The organism is Acidovorax sp. 210-6, assembly GCF_010020825.1.
GTDB classification, from domain to species: Bacteria; Pseudomonadota; Gammaproteobacteria; order Burkholderiales; family Burkholderiaceae_C; genus Simplicispira; species Simplicispira sedimenti.
The window spans coordinates 1,597,240-1,617,297 of the sequence record NZ_JAACJE010000001.1 but is presented as its reverse complement, the minus strand read 5'-3'; the positions used below and the strand labels follow the sequence as shown (position 1 = coordinate 1,617,297).

Genomic DNA, 20,058 nt, shown 5'->3' with positions numbered 1-20,058 from the left:
GTTTATGCGATAATCAAAGGCTTGATGCGGAAAGTACACCAGATGGGCTGGTGCGGCTCCCGTTTGACATGAGAGAGAAATCATGAAAGAAGGCATTCACCCCAACTACCGCGAAGTGCTCTTCGTGGACCTGTCCAACGGTTTCAAGTTCGTGACGCGTTCCTGCGTGAACACCAAGGAAACCGAGACCTTCGAGGGCAAGGAATACCCCCTGTTCAAGCTGGATACTTCCAGCGAGTCGCACCCCTTCTACACCGGCACCCAGAAGTCGGTGGACAACATGGGCGGCCGCGTGGAGCGTTTCCGCAACCGCTTCGGCAAGACGGCTGCCAAGTAATCTCGCTTCCTGCGCCGTTTTCGCCCCAAGGCAGCCCGGGAGACCGTGCTGCCTTTTTCATTCCTAGTGTCCTGAGTTGGAGATTCGTTGAAGATATAAAAAATGTCGAAATCGTTGCCAGGCAAGGCGCAAACCACAGCGATAGCCGTAGCTATCGCGCGGATTTGCAACGCAGCATGACGGCGATTCTCGGCCTTTTTATGAAACGAATTTTTAACTCAGGACACTAGTATCCTGCGACGAACCCTCAGCGAGCCGCCGCGTGAACCAACCCAGTCCCGCCATCGTTCCTCAAAGCGCCGTGCGGCGGCTGCCCCGTTGGGCCTTGTTCCTGCTGTGCGCTGCCTACATCCTGCCCGGCTTTGTAGGGCGCAATCCCTGGCGCGGCGCCGACATGGCGGCACTGGGCTACATGCAGGAACTGGCCGGTGGCCACACCCCCTGGATGGCCCCACTGCTGGGCGGTTTGGCGCCTGAGACGGACGGCCTGCTGCCCTATTGGCTGGGTGCCTGGGCCATCCAACTGACCACTCCCTGGGCTGCACCGGAACTCGCAGCGCGCATCCCCTTCGTCTTGCTGGTGGCGCTGACCCTGCTGGCCACCTGGTACGGCATCTACGCGCTGGCGCGCAGTCCGGGCGCGCAGCCCGTGGCCTTTGCCTTTGGCGGCGAGGCCCAACCGGCAGACTACGCCCGTGCCATGGCCGACGGCGGGCTGCTGGCCTTGCTGGCCTGCCTGGGCTTGGCACAGCCCACACACGAAACCACGTCCTACCTCGTACAACTGTGCTGCACGACACTGGTGTTTTATGGCCTGGCCACTGGGCCACAGTCCAAGACGCTGGCAGCCACGGCACTGGCCGCAGGCATGGTGGGGCTGGTGCTGAGCGGTGCACCCACACTGGCCTTGCTCTATGCCCTGGGCGCCGCAGCCCTGTACCTGAGCGATACCCATGCCGAGCCGTCGGAGAGAAGACATGCCGTGCAATGGAGTGTTCTGGCCCTTGCTTCGGCGCTGATTGCCGCCGCACTGACCTGGTGGCTGGACGCCTGGCGCTGGAAGTTGGCCTGGCCGCAGGAGTTGGGCAAGGACTGGCTGGACCTGGCTCGCCTGCTGGTCTGGTTTGCCTGGCCCGCATGGCCGCTGGCACTGTGGACGCTGTGGCGCTGGCGCAGGCAGATCCTGCATCGCCGCCCGCACCTGCACCTGCTGCTGCCACTGTGGTTTGTGCTGGTTACGCTGGGCTGCGCCGTGGGTACCCTGCCCTCGGACCGTGCCCTGCTGCTGAGCCTGCCGGCCCTGGCGGCACTGGCAGCCTTTGCCCTGCCCACACTGCGGCGCAGCATGTCGGCCTTGATCGACTGGTTCACCCTGCTGTTCTTCAGCGCCTCGGTCATTGCGATCTGGGTAATCTGGGTGTCCACGCAGACAGGCGTCCCAGCCAAACCTGCCGCCAACGTCGCCAAACTGGCACGGGGCTTTGAGCCACAGTTTTCGGCGATTGCCTTTGCGGTGGCCCTGGTTGCCACCCTGGCCTGGTGCGCCCTGGTGTGGTGGCGTGCCGGCCGCCACCGCAGTGCCATCTGGAAAAGCCTGGTACTGCCCGCTGCAGGTACCACCCTGTGCTGGTTGTTGCTGACAACGCTGTGGCTGCCCATGCTCGACTACGTGCGCAGTGACGTGCCCCAGATGCGCACACTGGCACGGCTCGCAGGCCAGCCCACCTGCATGCACATGTATGGGCTGGACCGCACCCAGATGGCCGCACTGCAGTTCCATGGACAGTTGCGACTGGTGCCGCTGGACGATACCCCCCGCTGCGATTGGCTGGTACATGCGCCGTATGCCAGCAGTGCCAACGCGCGCAAACCCATGCCCTTGCCTGATCTGACGGGTTGGACCCTGCAACACCGTGTGGACCGACCGCGCGAACGCGGCGATGTGCTGGAGCTCTACCGCCGCCATGTCCCACAAGACTGAGTCGGGCCTGTCAGACCGCTCCTTGATCGCGCGCCACGCGGGCACGGTGCTCGTCGGCCAACTGGCGGTCATGGCCTTTGGTGTGACGGACACCATCGTCGCAGGCCGCCATGCACAAGAGTCGCTGGCTGCGCTGGCCATCGGCTCGGCCCTCTACATCAGCGTGTACGTTCCCCTGCTGGGCATGCTGAGCGCGCTGCTGCCCATCTGGGCGGAACTGCGCGGCGCGCGCAAGCCGCAGGCCATTGGCGGCTCGCTGCGCCAGTCGCTGTACCTCTGCGCCCTGGCCTGCGTGCCCGGCATGGCCGTGCTGTTGCACCCGGACCCGGTATTGGCCTGGACCCAGGTGCCCGAGGCCCTTCGCCCCGGTGTGGAGCAGTACCTGGCCGTGCTGGCCCTAGCGCTGCCTCCCGCCCTGCTGTTCCGCGTTTTCAGCACGCTCAACCAGGCCCTGGGGCACCCGCAGTGGGTCACCTGGCTGCAGGTGGTTTCACTGCTGGTCAAGATTCCGCTGTCCATCTGGTGGACGTTTGGCGGTGCGGGCATGCCCGCGATGGGGGTCGTCGGCTGCGGCTGGGCCACCCTGGTGGTGAACTGCGGCATGCTGGCCGTGGCCCTGTGGCTGCTGCGCACGCAAGCGATGTACACCCCTTTGCAGGTGTGGCAGCGCATGGAACCACCCAACCGTGCGCAACTGGCCGCCTTTGCACGGCTGGGGATTCCTTCGGCGCTGGCCGTCACCGTGGAAGTGACCTCGTTCACGCTGATGGCCTTGTTCATTGCGCGCCAGGGCACGCTGGCCTCGGCCGCACACCAGATTGCCGCCAACATGGCCGCCGTGTTGTACATGGTGCCGCTTTCGCTGGCCATCGCCACCAGTGCCCGCGTGAGCTACTGGCGCGGTGCAGGACAAGCGGCGCATGCGCGGCAGGCTGTTTATATAGGTTTTAGGCTTCTAACGCTTATCGGTATTGCGCTAGCAGCTATTGTTTTTATAGCAAATCACTGGATTGCATCGGTCTATTCCAACGATGCCCAAGTGGTGATGGCTGCCGCGGGCCTGCTGGGCTGGGTGGCGCTGTACCACCTGGCAGATGCGGTGCAGACCCTGTGCATCTTTTTGCTGCGCTGCTTTCGCATCACGCTGGCACCCCTGGTGGTGTATGGCGTGATGCTGTGGGGCGTGGGCCTGGGTGGCGGCTACCTGTGGGCTTACCATGGGTTTGGGCCCGTAGCCTCACTGGCGTCCCCCGTCCCCTTCTGGGCCGCCAGCGCCGCCGCTTTGGTGGTCACCGCAGTGGTCTTCGCAGCCATGCTGCGCCGGGCGTTGCTCAGCTCGAGCGCAAGCGTGCCGGAGGAAGGTGCACGCTGAAGGTGGAGCCCTTGCCCAGGGTGCTGCGGATGTCCAGGCTCGCGCCGTGGCGCTGCAGCACATGCTTGACGATGGCCAGGCCCAGGCCGGTGCCTCCCGTTTCACGTGAGCGGCTGCGATCCACGCGGTAGAAGCGCTCGGTCAGTCGGGGAATGTGTTCGGGGGCAATGCCCGGGCCCGTGTCCTGCACAGAGAACACAGCGCCACCATCGGCGGCTCGCTTCCAACGCACCACAATGCGCCCGCCGCCTGGGGTGTAACGCACTGCGTTGCTGATGAGGTTGGACAAAGCGCTTTGCAGTTCGGCTGGACTGCCTGCGATGTCCTGCCACTGGGCGGCGCCGGTATCAAACTCCAGCACATGGCCCTGGGCCTGGTTCTGCGTGAGCAGGGCCGACAGCGCCCGGCTCTCCTCCTCGCAGCGCTGCAACAGGCTGGAAACCGGCGTCCACTCCGCCATGCCCGGCAAAGGGCTGCCCTCCAGGCGCGACAGCGTCAGCAAATCCTGCACCACGCTTTGCATGCGCGCCGCCTGCTGCGCCATCATGGCAAGGTAGCGCGCGCGGTCGGGGGCTTCGAGGTCCAGCGTCTGCAAGGTCTCGACAAACCCGGTCAGCACGGTCAGTGGGGTGCGGATTTCGTGCGACACGTTGGCGACGAAGTCGCGCCGCATGGCCTCGGCCTGCTCCAGCGCCGTGACATCGCGCGACAGCAGCAAGGCACGGCCCTCGCCATAGGTGTGCACATGCACGGAGACGCGCACCGGCCGCGAAGGCGTGCTGCCGCGCCCTTCCAGCACCACGTCACGGGCATAGTCATGCTCGGCCAGGTAAGCATTGAACTCCGGATCGCGCACCAGGTTACGGATGGATTGCAGGGCATCGCGCTGCGGATCAAAGCCGAAATGCTCCGCCGCCGTGTCGTTGCACCATTCGATGCGCCCTTCCTCATCCAGCAGCACCACCCCATTGGGTGAAGCCTGCAAGGCGCCCAGTATGTCCTGCAGGCGCTTGTCGCTCTCCCGCACCAGATCCTGCTGCTGGCGCACCAGACGGCGCACACGTTCCACGGCCTCGCCCCACAGTCCGTAGAGCTCGAGACCTCGCTGCACATCCCCCTGGCGCAGCCAGCGCAACATGCGCCCGCCACGCCACATGTCCAGCACAAACCACACCCAGGCGGCCACAGCGGCGCCCAGCGCAGCACCCCAGGCAGAACCCTGCCACCAGCCGATGGCGCCCCCCAGCAATTGCCAGAAGAGAAAGATCAGAAAACGCAGAACCATGCGCGCAGCACCTTAGAAACTGCGCCAGATGGCGCAGCCGTTCGTTGTCGATTGACGTGGCGTCGTGAGTCCTGGGCATGCCCGCGCCGAGCACCATCGGCGACTGAGCACAAGCTCCGCCGGGCATACGCCTCAAGCGCGCATGGGCACCTGCGGTTGGGCGGTGAGCCGATACCCCGCTCCACGCACCGTCTCGATCATGGTACCCGCAGCGCCCAGCGCCTCGCGCAAGCGCTTGACGTGCACATCGACGGTGCGCTCTTCGATGAACACATGGTCACCCCACACCTTGTCGAGCAGTTGCGCGCGGCTGTGCACGCGCTCGGGATGCTTCATGAGGTAGTGCAAGAGCTTGAACTCGGTCGGCCCCACCTTGAGCAACTGCCCCTGGAAGGACACGCGGTAGGTGGCAGCATCGAGCACCAGCTCGCCAATGCTCACGCTGTCGGTCACCTGCTCGGGGGCCCGGCGGCGCAGCACCGCGCGGATGCGCGCCAGCAGCTCCTGGGTCGAGAAGGGCTTGGTGATGTAGTCATCGGCCCCGGCATCGAGCCCGGCGATCTTGTCGGGTTCATCACCGCGCGCCGTGAGCATGAGGATGGGCACAGGCTTGGTGCGGCTGTCGGCGCGCCATTTGCGTGCCAGCGCCAACCCGCTTTGGCCGGGCAGCATCCAGTCCAGAAGAATCACATCGGGCAACACCGCATCCAGCTCGCGCTGGGCGCTGTCACCGTCCTCGGCCCAGAAAGGCTGGAATCCGTTGTGGCGCAGGTTGACGGCAATCAGCTCGGCAATGGCCGGCTCATCCTCGACGATCAGGACTCGGGGTAGTTTTCTCATGGTGTCGCGCAGACCCGTTTACAGCACGGCCGATTCGATATCGCCCAGGGAAGTGTGACGCACATCCATGCCCTTGACGAGGTAAATGATCAGTTCAGCGATGTTCTTGGAGTGATCGCCAATGCGCTCAATGGCCTTGGCCAGGAACAACAGATCCAGGCTGGGCGAGATGGTGCGCGCGTCTTCCATCATGTAGGTGATGAGCTTGCGCACGAATCCGCCGAACTCCTGGTCGATCAGATCGTCCTCCTTCAGGATGGCCACGGCCATCTTGACGTCCAGGCGAGCAAAGGCGTCAAGTGCCTTGCGCAATTGCCCCGATGCCAGGTCCGCCGCAAGACGCAGATCGCCCGTGGGCAGCGACCGGGGCGCTCCGCCCTCGATGATGGAGCGCACCATGCGCGCCATCTTGCTCGCCTCGTCGCCCATGCGCTCCAGATTGGCCGTCGCCTTGGAGAACGCCAGCAACAGGCGCAGATCGCGCGCCGTGGGCTGGCGCCGGGCGATGATGGTGGAGAGGTCGTGGTCAATCTCGACCTCCATGGCGTTCACGCGCTCCTCGATGGCCAGCACCTGGTCCACCGATTCCAGACTGAACTGGGACAGTGCATAGATGGCGTGGCGGATCTGGGACTCGACCAGCCCCCCCATTTCCATCACGCGGGTGGAAACGCCGTTGAGTTCGCTGTCGAACTGCGAAGAAAGATGCTTTTCGGGCACAGTGTCCTCCTCAGCCGAAACGGCCGGTAATGTAGTCTTCGGTTTCCTTGCGCTTGGGCTTGAAGAAGATTTCTTCGGTCTCGCCAAACTCCATCAGCTCGCCCAGGTACATGTAAGCCGTGTAATCACTGCAGCGGGCAGCCTGCTGCATGTTGTGCGTGACGATCAGGATGGTCACCTTGTGCTTGATTTCAGCGATCAGCTCCTCGATAGCGCCCGTGGCAATCGGGTCCAGCGCCGAGGTGGGTTCGTCGAACAGGATGATCTCCGGATCCGTGGCCAGCGAGCGCGCAATGCACAAACGCTGCTGCTGCCCCCCCGAGAGGTTGACGGCCACTTCGTCCAGGCGATCTTTCACTTCATTCCAGATCGCAGCGCCTTTGAGCGCAGCCTCCACCTTGTCCTCGATGTAGGTCTTGGACCTTTCGCCGCGCACCCGCAGGCCGTAGGCCACGTTCTCGAAGATCGACTTGGGGAACGGATTGGGCTTCTGGAACACCATGGACAGGCGCATGCGCACTTCGATGGGGTCCACATGGTGGTGCAGCAGGTCGATCTGGTCGGGCAGCAGTTCGATGGAGCCGCCATAGCGATGCCCAGGGTACAGGTCGTGCATGCGGTTGAAGCAGCGCAGAAACGTGGACTTGCCGCAGCCGCTGGGGCCGATCAAGGCCGTGACCTTGTTTTCATAGATCGGCATGCTGATGGACTTGAGGGCCTTGAAGTCGCCGTAGAAGAAGTCCAGGTTCTTGGACTGGGCCTTGAGCTTGGGTGCGACGGCCGTGGTGGAAGCAGGGGTTGCCATGATCGTAGAAGGTTCCAGACAGGGTTGCGTTGATTACCACTTGAGGTTTTTGCGCAGGCGATAGCGCAACCAGATGGCGGTGGCGTTCATGCTCAGCGTCAGCACCACCAGCACCAGGCTGGCTGCGGCCGCATTCGCGTGGAAAGCCGGGTCGGGGCGGGAGGTCCAGTTGAAAATCTGGATCGGCATCACAGTGAACGGCGACATCAGCCAGTCGAACATGCCGGCCCCCTCAACGAAGGGTGCGGGTGGCAGGAAGGCAATGAAGGTCAGCGCGCCAATCGTGATGATGGGCGCAGTCTCGCCAATGGCGCGGGACAGGCCGATGATCACCCCCGTCAAAATGCCGGGCATGCCGTACGGAATGAGATGGTCGCTGCACACCTGCCATTTGGTGGCGCCACAGGCGTAGGCGGCTTCACGCACGGTCTGCGGAATGGCGCGCAAGGCCTCGCGTGTTGCCACAATCACAATCGGCAGGATCAGCAAGGCGAGGGTCAGGCCGGCAGACAGAATGCTTTGGCCAAAACCAAAGGTGTACACAAACAATCCCAAGGCGAGCAAACCGTACACAATGGACGGGACACCTGCCAGGTTGGTGATGTTGATTTCAATCACATCGGTAAACCAGTTCTTGCGCGCGTACTCTTCCAGGTAGATGGCGCTGGCAATACCCACCGGAATGGCGAACAGGGCCGTCACCAACATCACCAGCAAGGAGCCGACCCATGCAGACACGATGCCCGCCTGGCCGGCGCGGCGCGAGGGGAAGTTGGTGAAGAACTCGGCCGTGAGACGCGGGAAGCCGTCGATCACCATCTGCGCGAACAGCGCTACGAGCGTGAGAATGCCGACCGACATGGCCATGAGGCCGACGATGCCGAAAACAATGTCCCAGCGCTTGTGCGAACGAATGATGGAGCGCAGCCGCTCTTTGGAAACGGTTGGAGAGTTCATCAATAGGCCTCACGGAACTTGCGGCGCAGCCAGTAGCCGAGCAGGTTGAAAGACAGGGTCAGCAGCATCAGCGTGAGGCCTGCAGCAAAAATGGTCTGGTAGCCGACGCTGCCGTGCGGCAGGTCACCAAGGGCCACCTGCACGATGAACGAGGTGATCGTGGCGGCAGACTCCATGGGGTTGAGTGTCAGGTTGGGCTGCATGCCGGCGGCCACCGCAAGAATCATGGTCTCGCCCACAGCACGCGAAATACCCAGGATGTAGGCCGATGCAATCCCCGACAGCGCCGCAGGCACCACCACCCGCGTGGCAGTCTGAAAGCGCGTGGAACCCAGGGCGTAGGCGCCTTCGCGCAGGCTCATGGGAACGGCCCGCATGGCGTCTTCCGACAGCGAAGACACGTACGGAATGATCATGATGCCCATCACCAATCCGGCGGAGAGGATGTTGAACGTGGGCAGCTCTGGCATGAGCTTTTGCAGCAAGGGTGTGACCACCAGCAGCGCAAAGAAGCCGTAGATGATGGTCGGAATGCCCGAGAGCAATTCCAGCATGGGTTTGAGCACTTCACGCGTCTTGTGCCCGGCAAACTCCGACAGATAGATCGCGATGATCGTGCCCAACGGCACTGCGATCAGCAGCGCCACGAATGAGCTGGAAAGGGTGCCAGCCAACAGCACCGAGATGCCGAAATGCGCGTCATCGAACAACGGTGTCCACTGCGTGTCCGTGAGGAAATCCCACAGTGACACCTGCGAGAAGAACACCAACGACTCCTTGATCAGGATATAGACGATGGCCAGGGTGGTGAAGACCGACACACAGGCCGCAAGCAAAAGAATGCTCTCGACGAAGCGGTCCTTGCGCTTGCGCGCGACTTTGGATCGCGCCAACTGCGCCAGCCTGGCATCACCCGTGAGTGGTGGATTCGACATGGTTCGATCCGGGGTTGTGGAGGTCGCGGTCATTGTAGGAATCAGCAGACATACCGGTTTGCGTGAAAAGCCCTGCCCCGCCCAACGGGCAGGTGTGCAGGGCGCCATGGCTCAGGCCATTACATCTTGGCTTCGCGGGCCAGCAGTTCCTTGATGGTGATGCCGACTTCGTTCTTGCCACCAAACACGGTGCCCTTCTTGCCCTTGATGATGTGGTCCTGGGCCATCTTGTAGGCCTCAGCGGGCAGCGGAACGTACTTCACTTCGGAAGCCATCTTGCCGCCCTCGGTCATGTAGAAGTCCACAAACTTCTTCACCTCAGGCTTGGAAAGCGACTTGGCGTTCACATAAATGAAGATGGGACGCGACAGCGGCTGGTAGGAGCCGTCCAGAACGGTCTTCTCGCTCGGGGCCACGGCAGGCTTGCCTTCCTTCTCGACGATGGGCAGCGCCTTGAGCTTGGCAGTGTTCTCGGCGTAGTAGGCGTAACCGAAGTAGCCGATGGCATTGACATCGCCAGCCACACCCTGCACCAGCACGTTGTCGTCTTCCGACGCGGTGAAGTCACCACGGCTGGACTTGGACTTGCCCACAATGGCTTCGGTGAAGTAGTCGAACGTGCCCGAGTCGGCACCTGCACCAAACAGCTTGATGGGCTGGTTGGGCCAGGCAGGGTTGACCTGGTTCCAGTGCGTGACCTTGCCCTGGGCTTCGGGCTCCCAGAGCTTCTTCAACTCGGCCACGGTGGCTTGCTTGAGCCAGGCGTTCTTGGGGTTGATCACCACGGTCAACGCGTCGAAGGCCACCGGCACTTCAAAATACTCCACGCCCGCAGCGCGGCACGCTTCCATCTCCTTGGCCGCGATCGGGCGCGAAGCGTTGGAGATGTCGGTTTCGCCACGGCAGAACTTCTTGAAGCCGCCACCGGTGCCTGACACACCGACCGTGACCTTCATGCCCTTGTTGGCCTTCTGGAATTCTTCGGCCACGGCTTCGGTCACCGGATAGACGGTGCTCGAACCATCGACCTTGACGACCTGCGCAAACGCTGGGGTACCCAGAAATGCCAGGGTGGACACAGCGATCAGCGACTTGATGGGGTTGGTTTGCATGGGTTACTTTCGTAAAAATGAAAGGATTGCGATGAATTTATGAGCTTTGTGTGACTGATTGATGACAAGTCGCTCAGACAGCACGGCAAGCGCGCGCCACAGGCTTGCCGTGGTGGTGCAGTTCCACCTTGCCCTGGGTCTCCAGGCGCCAGCCCTCGCCCTCGTACACACCATTGCCCTTGCGATCCAGTTCGTAGCCCCCTTCGTGGCGGATGCGCACGGTGCTGCCGTCCGCGGCAAGGCGCGCCTGGAGGCGCTTGCCGCCTTCGCACTCGTACGACACAAACTTGCCTGCCTGCATGCCCGCAGACACGGAGGGGCTGGAAGCGCAGCCCGACATCACGGCCACACCGGCCAGGGCAAGAAGGGAAAGCACAGATTTCATGATCACTCCAGAGGTTTGAAAGGAAACCCTGGCACTATTGCAAGCGTCTGTGACGGTATCGTGAACTGTTCGTGATGGTTATTTGACTGCTTGATGCCGTTGCTTTGACATCCGTGACGCAACAATCACGAGGTTGTCAAAAACCACCGGCACACTCGAACCCCACAAGCTCGCCATGGCGGCCCCTGGCGCACCACCTTTTCATTCCAACAATGCAAAACGGAACCCTTCTTGCCGCTGTCGACCTGGGGTCGAACAGCTTTCGCCTGGAAATCGGGCTCTACGAGCATGGACGCATCCAGCGCGTGGACTACCTCAAGGAGACCGTGCGCCAGGGCAACGGCCTGGACCGTGAGCACAACCTCAGCCTCGAAGCCATGCAGCGTGGCTGGGACTGCCTGGCACGTTTTGCCGAGCGGCTCGCCGATTTCCCCCGCGCGCGGGTGCGTGCGGTGGCCACCCAGACGCTGCGCGAAGCGCGCAACCGCGATGTTTTCCTGCACCGGGGCAGTGAGCTGCTGGGCCACCCCATCGATGTGATATCTGGCCCTGAGGAAGCGCGCCTGATCTACCAAGGCGTGGCCCGCCTGCTGCCCCAGTCCGACGAGAAGCGCTTGGTCGTGGACATTGGCGGCCGCTCCACCGAACTGATACTGGGCCAGCGCTTTCGGCCCGAGGCGGTGGCCTCGTTTCGCGTGGGCAGTGTGGCCTGGTCCAGCCGTTACTTTCCACAGGGGCAGTTCACACAACAGGCCTTTGCCACCGCGGAAATCGCCGCCAAGGCCGTGCTCGATGAAGCCCTGAGCACCTACCGCCCCGACACCTGGGATGTGGCCTATGGCTCCTCGGGCACCATTGGCGCGGTCGGCGACATGCTGACCGCCGCTGGCTTCAGCCCCGGCGAGCTGACGCTCGAGGGACTGGACTGGCTGCGCGAACGCCTGCTGCGCGCCCAAAGCGCTGACAAGGTACGGCTGGAAGGACTCAAGGACGACCGCAGGGCCGTCATCGGCGGCGGCCTGTCCATCCTACGGGCCTTGTTTGACCTGCTCGAGATCCGCAGCATGCAAGTGGCCCAGGGTGCGCTCCGCCAGGGCGCCCTGTACGACATGCTGGACCGCGAGCTGCCCGAGACCGACCTTCGAACCTCGACGGTGCAAGGCCTGGTGCAGAGCTTTGCCGTGGATCGCGACCAGGCCCAGCGGGTGGCGGCGGTGGCGGGCCAACTGTTTGCACAGGCCTTGCCAGACCACGAGGGCACAGGGGCGCGCAAACTCGGCTGGGCAGCGCAGTTGCATGAGATTGGCTGCCGCATCTCGCACAGCGACTACCACCGCCATGGCGCCTACATCCTGGACAACACCGATGTGGCTGGCTTTGCCCAGCACGAACTGCACCGCCTGGGTGCACTGGTATTGGGCCACAGGGGCAAAGTGCGCAAGATCGAGGCCGACCTGGGCGACACCTTGTTTGCCGTGCAACTGCTGTGCCTACGGCTGGCCGTGATTCTGTGTCACGCACGGCGCGACCCCGATCTGCACGGACTGACCCTGGGCCTGGATGGCAGCCGTTTCTCCCTGCGTGCGCGCACCGGCTGGGCGGCAAGCTACCCCCAATCGGCGTACCTGTTGCGCGAAGAAATAGAAGCCTGGCAGCGCACAGGCTGGGAACTGGACGTACAGCTGCCATGAACGGTATAAACGATTTATACTATTTATATCGTTCAAAGGAGTATTGATGAACAACACCCCCAGCACCCCCACCACAGAAGCAAGCACACCCAAGGCGGCCGCAACCCCAGCGCCCAGCGCCAAGGCACCTGCACGCAAGGCGGCTTCCAAGCCAGCCGTGAGCAAGGTCGCCACACCCAAGGCGCCAGCCGCCAAGAAACCCGCTGCCAAGGCCCCCGCCACCAAGCGCACCGCCTCCAAAGCCATCGTGGCAAAGCCTGCAGCCGCCAAACCTGTGGCCGCAAAGCCCACCAAGGTAGAAGCCAAGTCGAAGAAGCCCAAGCTGGTGCGCGACAGTTTCACCATCCCCAAGGATGAATACGCCGGCATCGACACGCTGAAGGAGCGCAGTGTGGCGCTGGGTCGGCCCGCCAAAAAGAGCGAGTTGCTGCGCGCTGGGCTGATGGCACTGCTGGCCATGTCCCCCAACGCATTGCATGCGGCCTTGGAGGTCGTTCCCACCATCAAGACCGGCAGGCCCAAATCCGACAAGTAATCCACCCCTTCAGGGGTCGGAAGCTCAGAGAAACTCGGGGGACTGCACGCTGAGCAGCACGGTTTCGGTCTGCCCTGCACGCTCACGCTGGCGCAACCACCAGACCGAGCCCTTGCGCACCGCGCACTCCCCCACCGACATGCCCAGCACGCGGGCCACAACCTGACCCAGCGCAGGCTGGTGGCCCACCACCAGAATGGCCCCCTTGCCTTGGGGCCACTGGACCAGATCCAGCAAATCCTGCGCAGTGCCATTGGGCAGCAATTCAGCGCGCAGCTTGTATTTGCGGCCCAGGGCCTGGGCCGTCTGTTCGGTACGACGTGCGGGGCTGCAGAGCACGCGCAGGCCTTCGGGCAATTGGCGGTCCAGCCAGGCTGCCATGCGCACGGCCTGTTTTTCGCCCCGAGGTGTCAGGGCACGCTGCAGGTCGTCCATGCCCACACCCCCCTCTTCGGCTTCGGCGTGTCGCCACAGGATCAGATCCATACCACCCTCGTCCATCAAGCGTTGCGCGGCGCGGGCGCTGGCGCGTAGCGACTGGTCAGCGCTGCCTGCGCTCCCATGCCTTTGAGCACATTGCCCGCCATGCGGTAGCTGCCGTCGGGTTGCAACTCCCAGGCATCACGGCTGTCACGCAGGTAGGCCACCAAGCATTCGTCGATGATGCGCTGACGCAGCTTGGGGTCGGTCACAGGCCAGGCCAATTCCACCCGACGCATCATGTTGCGGTTCATCCAGTCGGCACTGGAGCAGTACAGCTCTTCTTCCTTGCCACAGCGGAAGTAAAAAACCCGTGAATGCTCCAGAAACCGCCCGATGATGGATCGCACACGGATGTTCTCTGTCACCCCAGCCAGTTGCGGCGGCAGGATACAGGCACCGCGCACGATGAGATCGATGCGCGCACCACGCTGTCCGGCCAGCACCAGGGCACGTACCAGGGCCTCGTCGGTCAGGGCATTCATCTTGGCGACGATGCGCCCACCCTCTCGGCGTGCTGCCGCCAGCCCCACCTGGTCGATCTTTTCCAGCATGCGACGGTGCAGGTGAAACGGTGCCACCAGCAGGCGCCGCATGCGCGGCAGGCGATTTTGGCTGGCCAGGTGGTTGAACACATTGTCCATGTCGGCCGTGATGTCGCGGTCGGCCGTGAGAAAGCTCAGATCCGTGTACAAGCGTGCCGTGCTGGGGTTGTAGTTGCCGGTACCCAGGTGGCCGTAGCGCACCATCTGTCGCCCTTCACGGCGGGTGACCAGCAGCATCTTGGCGTGCGTCTTGAGCCCCACCACACCGTACACGACCTGCGCCCCCACAGACTCAAGGGCCTCGGCCCAGTTGATGTTGGCCTCCTCGTCAAACCGGGCTTTCAACTCCACCACGGCCATCACCTCCTTGCCACGGCGCACAGCTTCGCGCAGCAAGTCCAGCATTTGCGGATCCGACCCAGTGCGGTAAATGGTCTGCTTGATAGCGACCACCTGTGGATCGTGCACTGCCTCTCGCAAGAAGGCCAGTACGCCATCAAAACTCTCGAAGGGCTGATGCAACAGCACATCCCCTTGCTTGAGCTGTTCCAGAATCGACGCACTTGGTTGGATTTGATGGGGCCAGGTGGGGCGCCATGGGGCAAACATCCAGGCAGGATTGGCGACCAGATCAATGAGCTGCGAAAACCGCACCAAGTTCACAGGGCCTTGCACGCGATAGAGCGCGGCGCGCGGCAGGTCGAACTGGCGCAGCAGAAAATCGGCCAGGTACTCGGAACTCCCCGCAGAAACCTCCAGCCGCACTGCAGTGCCGAAGTTGCGGTGTTGCAAGCCCTGGCGCAGCACCGTGCGAAGGTTGCGCACATCTTCCTCATCCACCGCCAAGTCGGAATGCCGCGTGACCCGAAACTGCGCGAACTCCACCACCTCGCGGCCGGGGAACAAATCCGTCAGGTGCGCGCGCACCACGCTGGAGACACTGACAAACTGCATGCCCTTGGGGGCTACCTTGGCAGGCATGCGCGTGAAGCGCGGCAACAGGCGTGGGACGCGAACAATGGCGATCTCGTTCTCACGCCCAAACGCGTCGCTGCCCTTGAGGCGCACGATGAAGTTCAGCGACTTGTTCGCCACCTGGGGGAACGGGTGCGCCGGGTCCAGGCTGATGGGAACCAGCAGAGGGCGCACCTCGCGCGCAAAATACTCATGCACCCAGCGACGCTGGGCAGCGTTGCGCTCACCGTGCGAGACGACGCGCACCCCTTCACGTGCCAACGCAGGCATCAGCGCATCGTTGTACAAGGCGTACTGGCGTTCCACCAGGTCGTGCGCCTTGGCCGATAGCGCTTCAAAGGTCGCAACGGTGTGCTCGCCTTTGGTTTCACCGGTACGGGCTGCGGTGATGTGCGGCTCGGCACGCACCTCAAAGAACTCGTCAAGGTTCGAGGAAACGATGCACAGATAGCGCAGGCGTTCCAGCAAAGGCACATCCTTGCGGCCCACCCAATGGAACACCCGTTCGTTGAATGCCAGGATGCTGTGGTCTCGGTCCAGCAAACGCAACTGCGCCGCCGATGCGCGGGCTGCTGCAGGGGAAAGCGCCGCTGCCGCAGGAGCGGTCGCAACGTGCCCCACAGCGTCCAACACATGCGGCAAACCCTGGATCTGGGCAGAGGGGATCAAAGCAGCTTCCGTAGCACTATCGGCTTTTTTTGTTGTGGTCATGGACGCAATCACCAGCAAAGGGGAACCACGGAAGTATTCGACAACACAGTGACCGTTTCGTGACAGTCACCAATTTATCTGCATTCTGTCACCGAGACCCTCAGGATGCGCCCCTACGCCGCTCAGGCCCCGAGGAAATGCTTGCGGTACTTCGGAGGCAAATCAGCAATGCGCATGAGCATGGGCAGATCCGCCGAATTGAAGTCCGGATCCCACGCCGGAGCGCCCAGCACCTTGGCGCCGAGGCGCAGATAGCCCTTGATCAACGCCGGCGGCTCGATGTCCAGCGAATCATCCAAGCGATCCACGGGCAAAGGCAGACGCGGGCGTACCTGGTATTCGATGGGCGCCAGATGGGTCTGGCGCACCTGGCGCCAGATGCTGGCCGCCATATCGCCCGACACCACGCCGTTGTGCAACATCGGGATGCTGGCGCACCCCACCATGGTGTCGAGCTGATTGCGCACCATGAAGTCGGCCAGAGCGCCCCACAAGGCGAGAATCACGCCACCATGGCGGTGCTCGGCATGCACACAGCTGCGGCCCAGCTCCACCATGCGCGCGCGCAGGCTGCGCAGGCGTGTCAGGTCGAACTCGGTATCGCTGTAGGTGCTGCCAATGCGGCGTGCCTGTGCAGGTGTCAGCACGCGGTAGGTGCCTATGACTTCCTGGCTTTGTGCATCACGCACCAGCAAGTGCTCGCAGTAGTCGTCAAACACGTCAATGTCATGGCCTGGGAGCGTAGGCTTGAGGCGTGCACCCATCTCCACGGCAAACACCTCGTACCTCAGGCGCTGCGCCGCCCTTACCTCGTCGAGGTGGCGCGCCCAAGCCACTTCCACACTGCCGCGCGCGCCCGCAGCGTCCGGGCAATGAAGTGACCCCCTGGGCAAGGACACAGGGGAAAGCGGCAAAGTGGGGCTGGGCAAGTCGTTCATGGTGGACTCCTGGTTGGCACGCCCCGGTGCAGACTCGGCGAGTCAGACCCCGGCAGCAGACACAGGCAGTGTGGGCGCGCCGCATGAAATCCACGTGTCCAAACCATGAACAAACGATGACATCGCATGGTGTCTTCCGCGCGTTATCCAAGGTTAATGCGTCTTGCGCAGCCGACCACCACACTGCGGCGCATGACGCACACCGAATCTTCATCACAACCTCTGCCGCCGCGGCGCAAGTTCATGCGCCACGCCCTGGCACTGGCCGGCAGCGCACAGGCAGCCACTCTTGCAACTCCGGCCCACAGTGCCCCCATTGGATCGGCATTGCCTCCCCACCAACGCAACCCTGGAGGTACCGACACGCCCTATGGCCAGCCTGCCACCGCAGAAGCGGCCGTGGTCCGCACCGAATCCAGAGAAGCGGGCTTCAGTGTGTGGCGCACGCCACTGCAGCACCAGCGCGGAATCATCACCCCGGGCGGCCTGCACTTTGCGGTGCACCACAACGGAATCCCCGACATCGATCCGGCACGCCACCAGCTCATGCTGCATGGGCTGGTCGATCGCCCCCTGCGCCTGGACTGGGAGCGGCTGCAGCGCTACCCCATGGTCAGCAAGGTGCACTTTCTGGAGTGCGCAGGCAACTCGGCTGCCAACGCCCTGTCACCTTTCGCGATGGATCTCCCCCTGGGACAGTTGGCCGGGGAGGTCTCTTGCTCGGAATGGACGGGAATCCCCCTGTCGTTGCTGATGGACGAGGCACGCCCCCAACCCAGCGCCCAATGGGTGATTGCCGAAGGAGCCGATGCAGGCTCCCACGCGCGCAGCCTGCCATTGCAAGCACTGCGCCAGCACGGAATGCTGGCGCTGTACCAGAACGGCGAGCGCCTGCGACCTTCACAAGGCTATCCAATGCGGCTGTTCGTTCCCGGCTGGCAAGGAAACGCCAACGTCAAATGGCTGCACCGACTTGAGTTCAGCGACATCCCTGCGCACACCAAGGACGAATCGGGCCTCTACACCCAGGTGTTGTCGGACGGACGCATCCAGCGCTTTGCGCTGACCATGGAGGTCAAATCCGTCATCACCCGCCCCAGCGGACAACAGACACTCCCCAGCCCCCGCGGCCACTACGAGATCGAAGGACTTGCCTGGTCCGGACGCGGACGCATCGCCCACGTCGAAGTGTCGGTGGACGGCGGGCGGAGCTGGACCGAAGCCATGTTGCACGGGCCGGTGCTGGACCGCTCCTTCACCCGCTTCACCCTGCCCTGGCAGTGGCAAGGCCAGAAAGCCGTGCTGATGAGCCGCGCCACCGACGAGCAAGGTCACACCCAGCCCACCCGCAGCACCTGGAAAGGCCGCTATGCAGCCCACTCCTTCAACCACTACAACGCCATCCAGGCCTGGGCTGTGGACCGTGATGGTCGCGTTGAAAACTGCTATGCCTGACCCCATCCATCTTTCCCCTGCCAAATGGCTGGCTGCCATCCTGGTGCACGGGGTGGAGCAAATCGCCTTGATCGTTGCTGCCACCCTTGGGCTCACGACGGCAAACGCCTGGTCACAGACCACCTCACCGACGCCGCAGCCCGCTTCGGCTGCCACAGTGGGACTGGCCATTGCGCTGAAAAAGGAAGAACTGGCTCCGTATGACATCACCGTCTTCCCCAACGGACGCGGACTGCCGCCGGGCCAAGGCCGCGTGACCCAAGGACGTGTTCTGTACGCAAACCAATGTGCTGCATGCCACGGCCCCAGCGGTACGGAGGGGCCAGCCGCGCGTCTGGTGGGCAGCGATGGATTCATCGGCTGGGACGACCCACTGCGCCCGCTGCGGATTGCCAAGCATCCCTTGCTGGTTCAATCCGTGGGCGCACGCTGGCCCTACGCCACCACCCTCTTCGACTATATCCGCCGTGCCATGCCCTACCACGCCCCCAAGAGCCTGGAAAACGATGACATCTACGCACTGACCGCCTTCCTGCTGTACCGCAACGGCCTTCTGGACGCCTCGGCAGTTATCAATGCCAGCACACTGCCCAAAGTGGTGATGCCCGCGGCGGCAAAAACAGTCATGGAGCACTGAGCGATGGGCCAGGAAGAGCACAACGGTGCTGTCCTGTCAGCCCTTGCCTGACAGCCCCAACCGAGCCCGAATGCGAGAGAGGGACACGTTGGTCACGCCAAGATAGCGGGCCACATGGTGCAAGGGCAAGCGCCCCTCCAAGTGGGCATGGCTTGCGCGAAAGGCCTGGTAGCGCTCTGCAGGGCTGTGGCCCAACAGGCTGGCCTCGCGCCGTGCCTGTGCAGCAAACAGGCTGTTGTGGGCCTCGTGCAGCAGAGGCTCCAATGCCGGGTGGTCCTGCAACAAGCTGCGCAGCACGGCGTAAGGCAACGCCACCACCACACTCGGCTCCAGGGCTTCGACATGGTGTTCGCTGACTGCCGGCACCGGCGGCACACCATGCCCCACCCAGTCGCCCTCGCAATGGAAGGCCCGGTTGCTCTCCCTGCCCTGAGCATCCAGGTAGTAGCTGCGCAAAAGACCGCGCTCCACCCACCAGCACTGCTCCACCCTCTCTCCCGCCCGCAACAACACCTGCCCGCCATCCAACGCAAGGCGGGGCAGCGCCATCCACTGGGCGCTGGCCTGTGCATGGGATTGCAGCAACTGTTGCAAGGCGCTGGGCTGGCACAAGGTGCAGCCCACTGCCGGCGTCTGGGCAGAGGGGTTGTGGTTCACGGCGCGTGATTGTCGCGCGAGACCCAAACCCCCGCTACCCACTCCAACCCTGCCGCAGCAATCCCCAGGCCAGCCAGCCCATCATCACGGCCACCGACAAGTCCAGCACGCGCCATGCCTGGGGCCTTGCAAATACGGGCGCCAGCCAGCGCGCACCAAAACCCAGCCCCAGAAACCATAGCGCGCTGGCACTGGTGGCCCCGAGCCAAAAGATGCCTTGTGCCCCCGCAGGCTGCTGCGCCCCCATGGCGCCAATCAGCAGCACCGTATCCAGGTACACATGGGGGTTGAGCAGACTGATGCCCAGTACCTGGGCAAGCACCTGCCGTGGCGCCTGCCGCTGGCCTTGGGCCTGCGCCTGCAGGGCCTGGGGCTGCAACGCGCGACCCAAGGCCTGCCAGGCATACCAGGCCAAGGCTGCGGCACCCAAGCACGCCACTGCGCGCAACAGCACTGGGCTGCGCACCAAGAACGCCGCCAACCCACTGATGCCCAGCGCCATGAGCGCGGCATCGAGCGCAACACACACCAGCACCACCAAGGCCACATGCTCACGTCGCAGGCCCTGGCGCAGCACATAGGTGTTCTGCGCCCCGATGGCCGCGATGAGCGAGAGCGTCAGCACCAATCCCGCCACAAACACCGGCACCATGGCAGAGACATCCAAAACCGCAGAGGAAGAGAACATGGTGCGCAGTATGGCGA

20 protein-coding genes are annotated in these 20,058 nt (G+C 63.4%); 7 read left to right on the top strand and 13 right to left on the bottom strand.

Features of this window, described 5'->3' with window-relative positions; genetic code table 11:
* Positions 1–82 precede the first annotated feature (82 nt).
* The 3 genes from GWK50_RS07465 (at position 83) to GWK50_RS07455 (ending at position 3,690) form a co-directional block, all read left to right on the top strand.
* A complete protein-coding gene (locus GWK50_RS07465) occupies positions 83–337 on the top strand; it encodes a type B 50S ribosomal protein L31 (RefSeq protein WP_044396829.1) in 255 nt (84 codons plus the stop codon).
* Positions 338–599: 262 nt separating this feature from the next.
* Positions 600–2,318, top strand: a complete 1,719-nt coding sequence (locus tag GWK50_RS07460) for a hypothetical protein (protein WP_162015894.1) — start codon at positions 600–602, stop codon at positions 2,316–2,318.
* Between the two features lie 7 nt (positions 2,319–2,325).
* The gene (locus tag GWK50_RS07455; protein ID WP_162018046.1) at positions 2,326–3,690 is read left to right on the top strand and encodes an MATE family efflux transporter; all 1,365 of its coding nucleotides are present in this window, start codon (positions 2,326–2,328) and stop codon (positions 3,688–3,690) included.
* On the opposite strand, the gene phoR is transcribed toward GWK50_RS07455, so the two are convergent.
* From phoR to GWK50_RS07415, 8 genes are all read right to left on the bottom strand, one after another.
* The gene (gene phoR / locus GWK50_RS07450; RefSeq protein WP_162015892.1) at positions 3,650–4,975 is read right to left on the bottom strand and encodes a phosphate regulon sensor histidine kinase PhoR; all 1,326 of its coding nucleotides are present in this window, start codon (positions 4,973–4,975) and stop codon (positions 3,650–3,652) included. The genes GWK50_RS07455 and phoR overlap by 41 nt on opposite strands.
* A 132-nt stretch (positions 4,976–5,107) precedes the next feature.
* Complete coding sequence (phoB, locus tag GWK50_RS07445; protein ID WP_162015890.1) at positions 5,108–5,815, bottom strand: phosphate regulon transcriptional regulator PhoB; 708 nt, start codon at positions 5,813–5,815, stop codon at positions 5,108–5,110.
* An 18-nt stretch (positions 5,816–5,833) separates the two neighbouring features.
* Positions 5,834–6,535, bottom strand: a complete 702-nt coding sequence (gene phoU / locus GWK50_RS07440; protein WP_162015888.1) for a phosphate signaling complex protein PhoU — start codon at positions 6,533–6,535, stop codon at positions 5,834–5,836.
* Positions 6,536–6,545: 10 nt separating this feature from the next.
* Complete coding sequence (gene pstB, locus GWK50_RS07435; RefSeq protein ID WP_162015886.1) at positions 6,546–7,340, bottom strand: phosphate ABC transporter ATP-binding protein PstB; 795 nt, start codon at positions 7,338–7,340, stop codon at positions 6,546–6,548.
* 33 nt (positions 7,341–7,373) lie between these two features.
* Complete coding sequence (gene pstA, locus GWK50_RS07430) at positions 7,374–8,297, bottom strand: phosphate ABC transporter permease PstA (protein ID WP_162015885.1); 924 nt, start codon at positions 8,295–8,297, stop codon at positions 7,374–7,376.
* Positions 8,297–9,232 carry a phosphate ABC transporter permease subunit PstC gene (pstC, locus tag GWK50_RS07425; RefSeq protein WP_162015883.1) on the bottom strand — a complete coding sequence of 312 codons (936 nt, stop codon included), beginning with the start codon at positions 9,230–9,232 and terminating at the stop codon, positions 8,297–8,299. The genes pstA and pstC overlap by 1 nt, the downstream gene beginning before the upstream one ends.
* Positions 9,233–9,351: 119 nt before the next feature.
* Positions 9,352–10,344: a PstS family phosphate ABC transporter substrate-binding protein gene (locus GWK50_RS07420; protein ID WP_162015881.1), complete on the bottom strand. Its 993-nt coding sequence runs from the start codon at positions 10,342–10,344 to the stop codon at positions 9,352–9,354.
* Positions 10,345–10,417: 73 nt separating this feature from the next.
* Positions 10,418–10,729 carry a hypothetical protein gene (locus GWK50_RS07415; protein WP_162015879.1) on the bottom strand — a complete coding sequence of 104 codons (312 nt, stop codon included), beginning with the start codon at positions 10,727–10,729 and terminating at the stop codon, positions 10,418–10,420.
* A 212-nt stretch (positions 10,730–10,941) separates the two neighbouring features.
* Here GWK50_RS07415 and GWK50_RS07410 point away from each other — a divergent pair, with 212 nt between their 5' ends.
* Together GWK50_RS07410 and GWK50_RS07405 are read left to right on the top strand one after the other, a co-directional pair.
* Positions 10,942–12,420: a Ppx/GppA phosphatase family protein gene (locus GWK50_RS07410; RefSeq protein ID WP_162015878.1), complete on the top strand. Its 1,479-nt coding sequence runs from the start codon at positions 10,942–10,944 to the stop codon at positions 12,418–12,420.
* A 46-nt stretch (positions 12,421–12,466) separates the two neighbouring features.
* Positions 12,467–12,955: a hypothetical protein gene (locus GWK50_RS07405; RefSeq protein WP_162015876.1), complete on the top strand. Its 489-nt coding sequence runs from the start codon at positions 12,467–12,469 to the stop codon at positions 12,953–12,955.
* 24 nt (positions 12,956–12,979) lie between these two features.
* Here the strand turns inward: GWK50_RS07405 and GWK50_RS07400 are convergent, their stop codons facing one another.
* The 3 genes from GWK50_RS07400 to GWK50_RS07390 form a co-directional block, all read right to left on the bottom strand.
* Positions 12,980–13,441, bottom strand: coding sequence for a histidine phosphatase family protein (locus GWK50_RS07400; RefSeq protein ID WP_162015875.1), 462 nt, complete (start codon positions 13,439–13,441; stop codon positions 12,980–12,982).
* A gap of 14 nt (positions 13,442–13,455) precedes the next feature.
* Positions 13,456–15,576: a polyphosphate kinase 1 gene (gene ppk1 / locus GWK50_RS07395; RefSeq protein WP_277950305.1), complete on the bottom strand. Its 2,121-nt coding sequence runs from the start codon at positions 15,574–15,576 to the stop codon at positions 13,456–13,458.
* Between the two features lie 212 nt (positions 15,577–15,788).
* Positions 15,789–16,604 carry a GNAT family N-acyltransferase gene (locus GWK50_RS07390; RefSeq protein ID WP_162015871.1) on the bottom strand — a complete coding sequence of 272 codons (816 nt, stop codon included), beginning with the start codon at positions 16,602–16,604 and terminating at the stop codon, positions 15,789–15,791.
* A 192-nt stretch (positions 16,605–16,796) separates the two neighbouring features.
* Between GWK50_RS07390 and soxC the strand changes: the two genes are divergently transcribed.
* Both soxC and GWK50_RS07380 read left to right on the top strand, forming a co-directional pair.
* Positions 16,797–18,059: a sulfite dehydrogenase gene (soxC, locus tag GWK50_RS07385; RefSeq protein ID WP_162015869.1), complete on the top strand. Its 1,263-nt coding sequence runs from the start codon at positions 16,797–16,799 to the stop codon at positions 18,057–18,059.
* Positions 18,052–18,696: a cytochrome c gene (locus tag GWK50_RS07380; protein ID WP_162015867.1), complete on the top strand. Its 645-nt coding sequence runs from the start codon at positions 18,052–18,054 to the stop codon at positions 18,694–18,696. The genes soxC and GWK50_RS07380 overlap by 8 nt, the downstream gene beginning before the upstream one ends.
* A 36-nt stretch (positions 18,697–18,732) precedes the next feature.
* On the opposite strand, the gene GWK50_RS07375 is transcribed toward GWK50_RS07380, so the two are convergent.
* Both GWK50_RS07375 and GWK50_RS07370 read right to left on the bottom strand, forming a co-directional pair.
* Positions 18,733–19,353: a Crp/Fnr family transcriptional regulator gene (locus GWK50_RS07375; protein ID WP_162015866.1), complete on the bottom strand. Its 621-nt coding sequence runs from the start codon at positions 19,351–19,353 to the stop codon at positions 18,733–18,735.
* 34 nt (positions 19,354–19,387) lie between these two features.
* Complete coding sequence (locus GWK50_RS07370) at positions 19,388–20,041, bottom strand: LysE family transporter (protein ID WP_242455322.1); 654 nt, start codon at positions 20,039–20,041, stop codon at positions 19,388–19,390.
* Positions 20,042–20,058: the final 17 nt, after the last annotated feature.

Excerpts from the sequence above, each read along its gene's own strand:
- GWK50_RS07390 (WP_162015871.1), bottom strand. The coding sequence starts at position 16,604 with ATGAACGACTTGCCCAGCCCCACTTTGCCGCTTTCCCCTGTGTCCTTG.
- phoR (WP_162015892.1), bottom strand. The coding sequence starts at position 4,975 with ATGGTTCTGCGTTTTCTGATCTTTCTCTTCTGGCAATTGCTGGGGGGC.
- GWK50_RS07400 (WP_162015875.1), bottom strand. The coding sequence starts at position 13,441 with ATGGATCTGATCCTGTGGCGACACGCCGAAGCCGAAGAGGGGGGTGTG.
- pstA (WP_162015885.1), bottom strand. The coding sequence starts at position 8,297 with ATGAACTCTCCAACCGTTTCCAAAGAGCGGCTGCGCTCCATCATTCGT.
- phoB (WP_162015890.1), bottom strand. The coding sequence starts at position 5,815 with ATGAGAAAACTACCCCGAGTCCTGATCGTCGAGGATGAGCCGGCCATT.
- pstC (WP_162015883.1), bottom strand. The coding sequence starts at position 9,232 with ATGTCGAATCCACCACTCACGGGTGATGCCAGGCTGGCGCAGTTGGCG.
- soxC (WP_162015869.1), top strand. The coding sequence starts at position 16,797 with ATGACGCACACCGAATCTTCATCACAACCTCTGCCGCCGCGGCGCAAG.
- pstB (WP_162015886.1), bottom strand. The coding sequence starts at position 7,340 with ATGGCAACCCCTGCTTCCACCACGGCCGTCGCACCCAAGCTCAAGGCC.
- GWK50_RS07465 (WP_044396829.1), top strand. The coding sequence starts at position 83 with ATGAAAGAAGGCATTCACCCCAACTACCGCGAAGTGCTCTTCGTGGAC.
- GWK50_RS07370 (WP_242455322.1), bottom strand. The coding sequence starts at position 20,041 with ATGTTCTCTTCCTCTGCGGTTTTGGATGTCTCTGCCATGGTGCCGGTG.
- GWK50_RS07410 (WP_162015878.1), top strand. The coding sequence starts at position 10,942 with ATGCAAAACGGAACCCTTCTTGCCGCTGTCGACCTGGGGTCGAACAGC.
- GWK50_RS07380 (WP_162015867.1), top strand. The coding sequence starts at position 18,052 with ATGCCTGACCCCATCCATCTTTCCCCTGCCAAATGGCTGGCTGCCATC.
- GWK50_RS07420 (WP_162015881.1), bottom strand. The coding sequence starts at position 10,344 with ATGCAAACCAACCCCATCAAGTCGCTGATCGCTGTGTCCACCCTGGCA.
- GWK50_RS07405 (WP_162015876.1), top strand. The coding sequence starts at position 12,467 with ATGAACAACACCCCCAGCACCCCCACCACAGAAGCAAGCACACCCAAG.
- GWK50_RS07415 (WP_162015879.1), bottom strand. The coding sequence starts at position 10,729 with ATGAAATCTGTGCTTTCCCTTCTTGCCCTGGCCGGTGTGGCCGTGATG.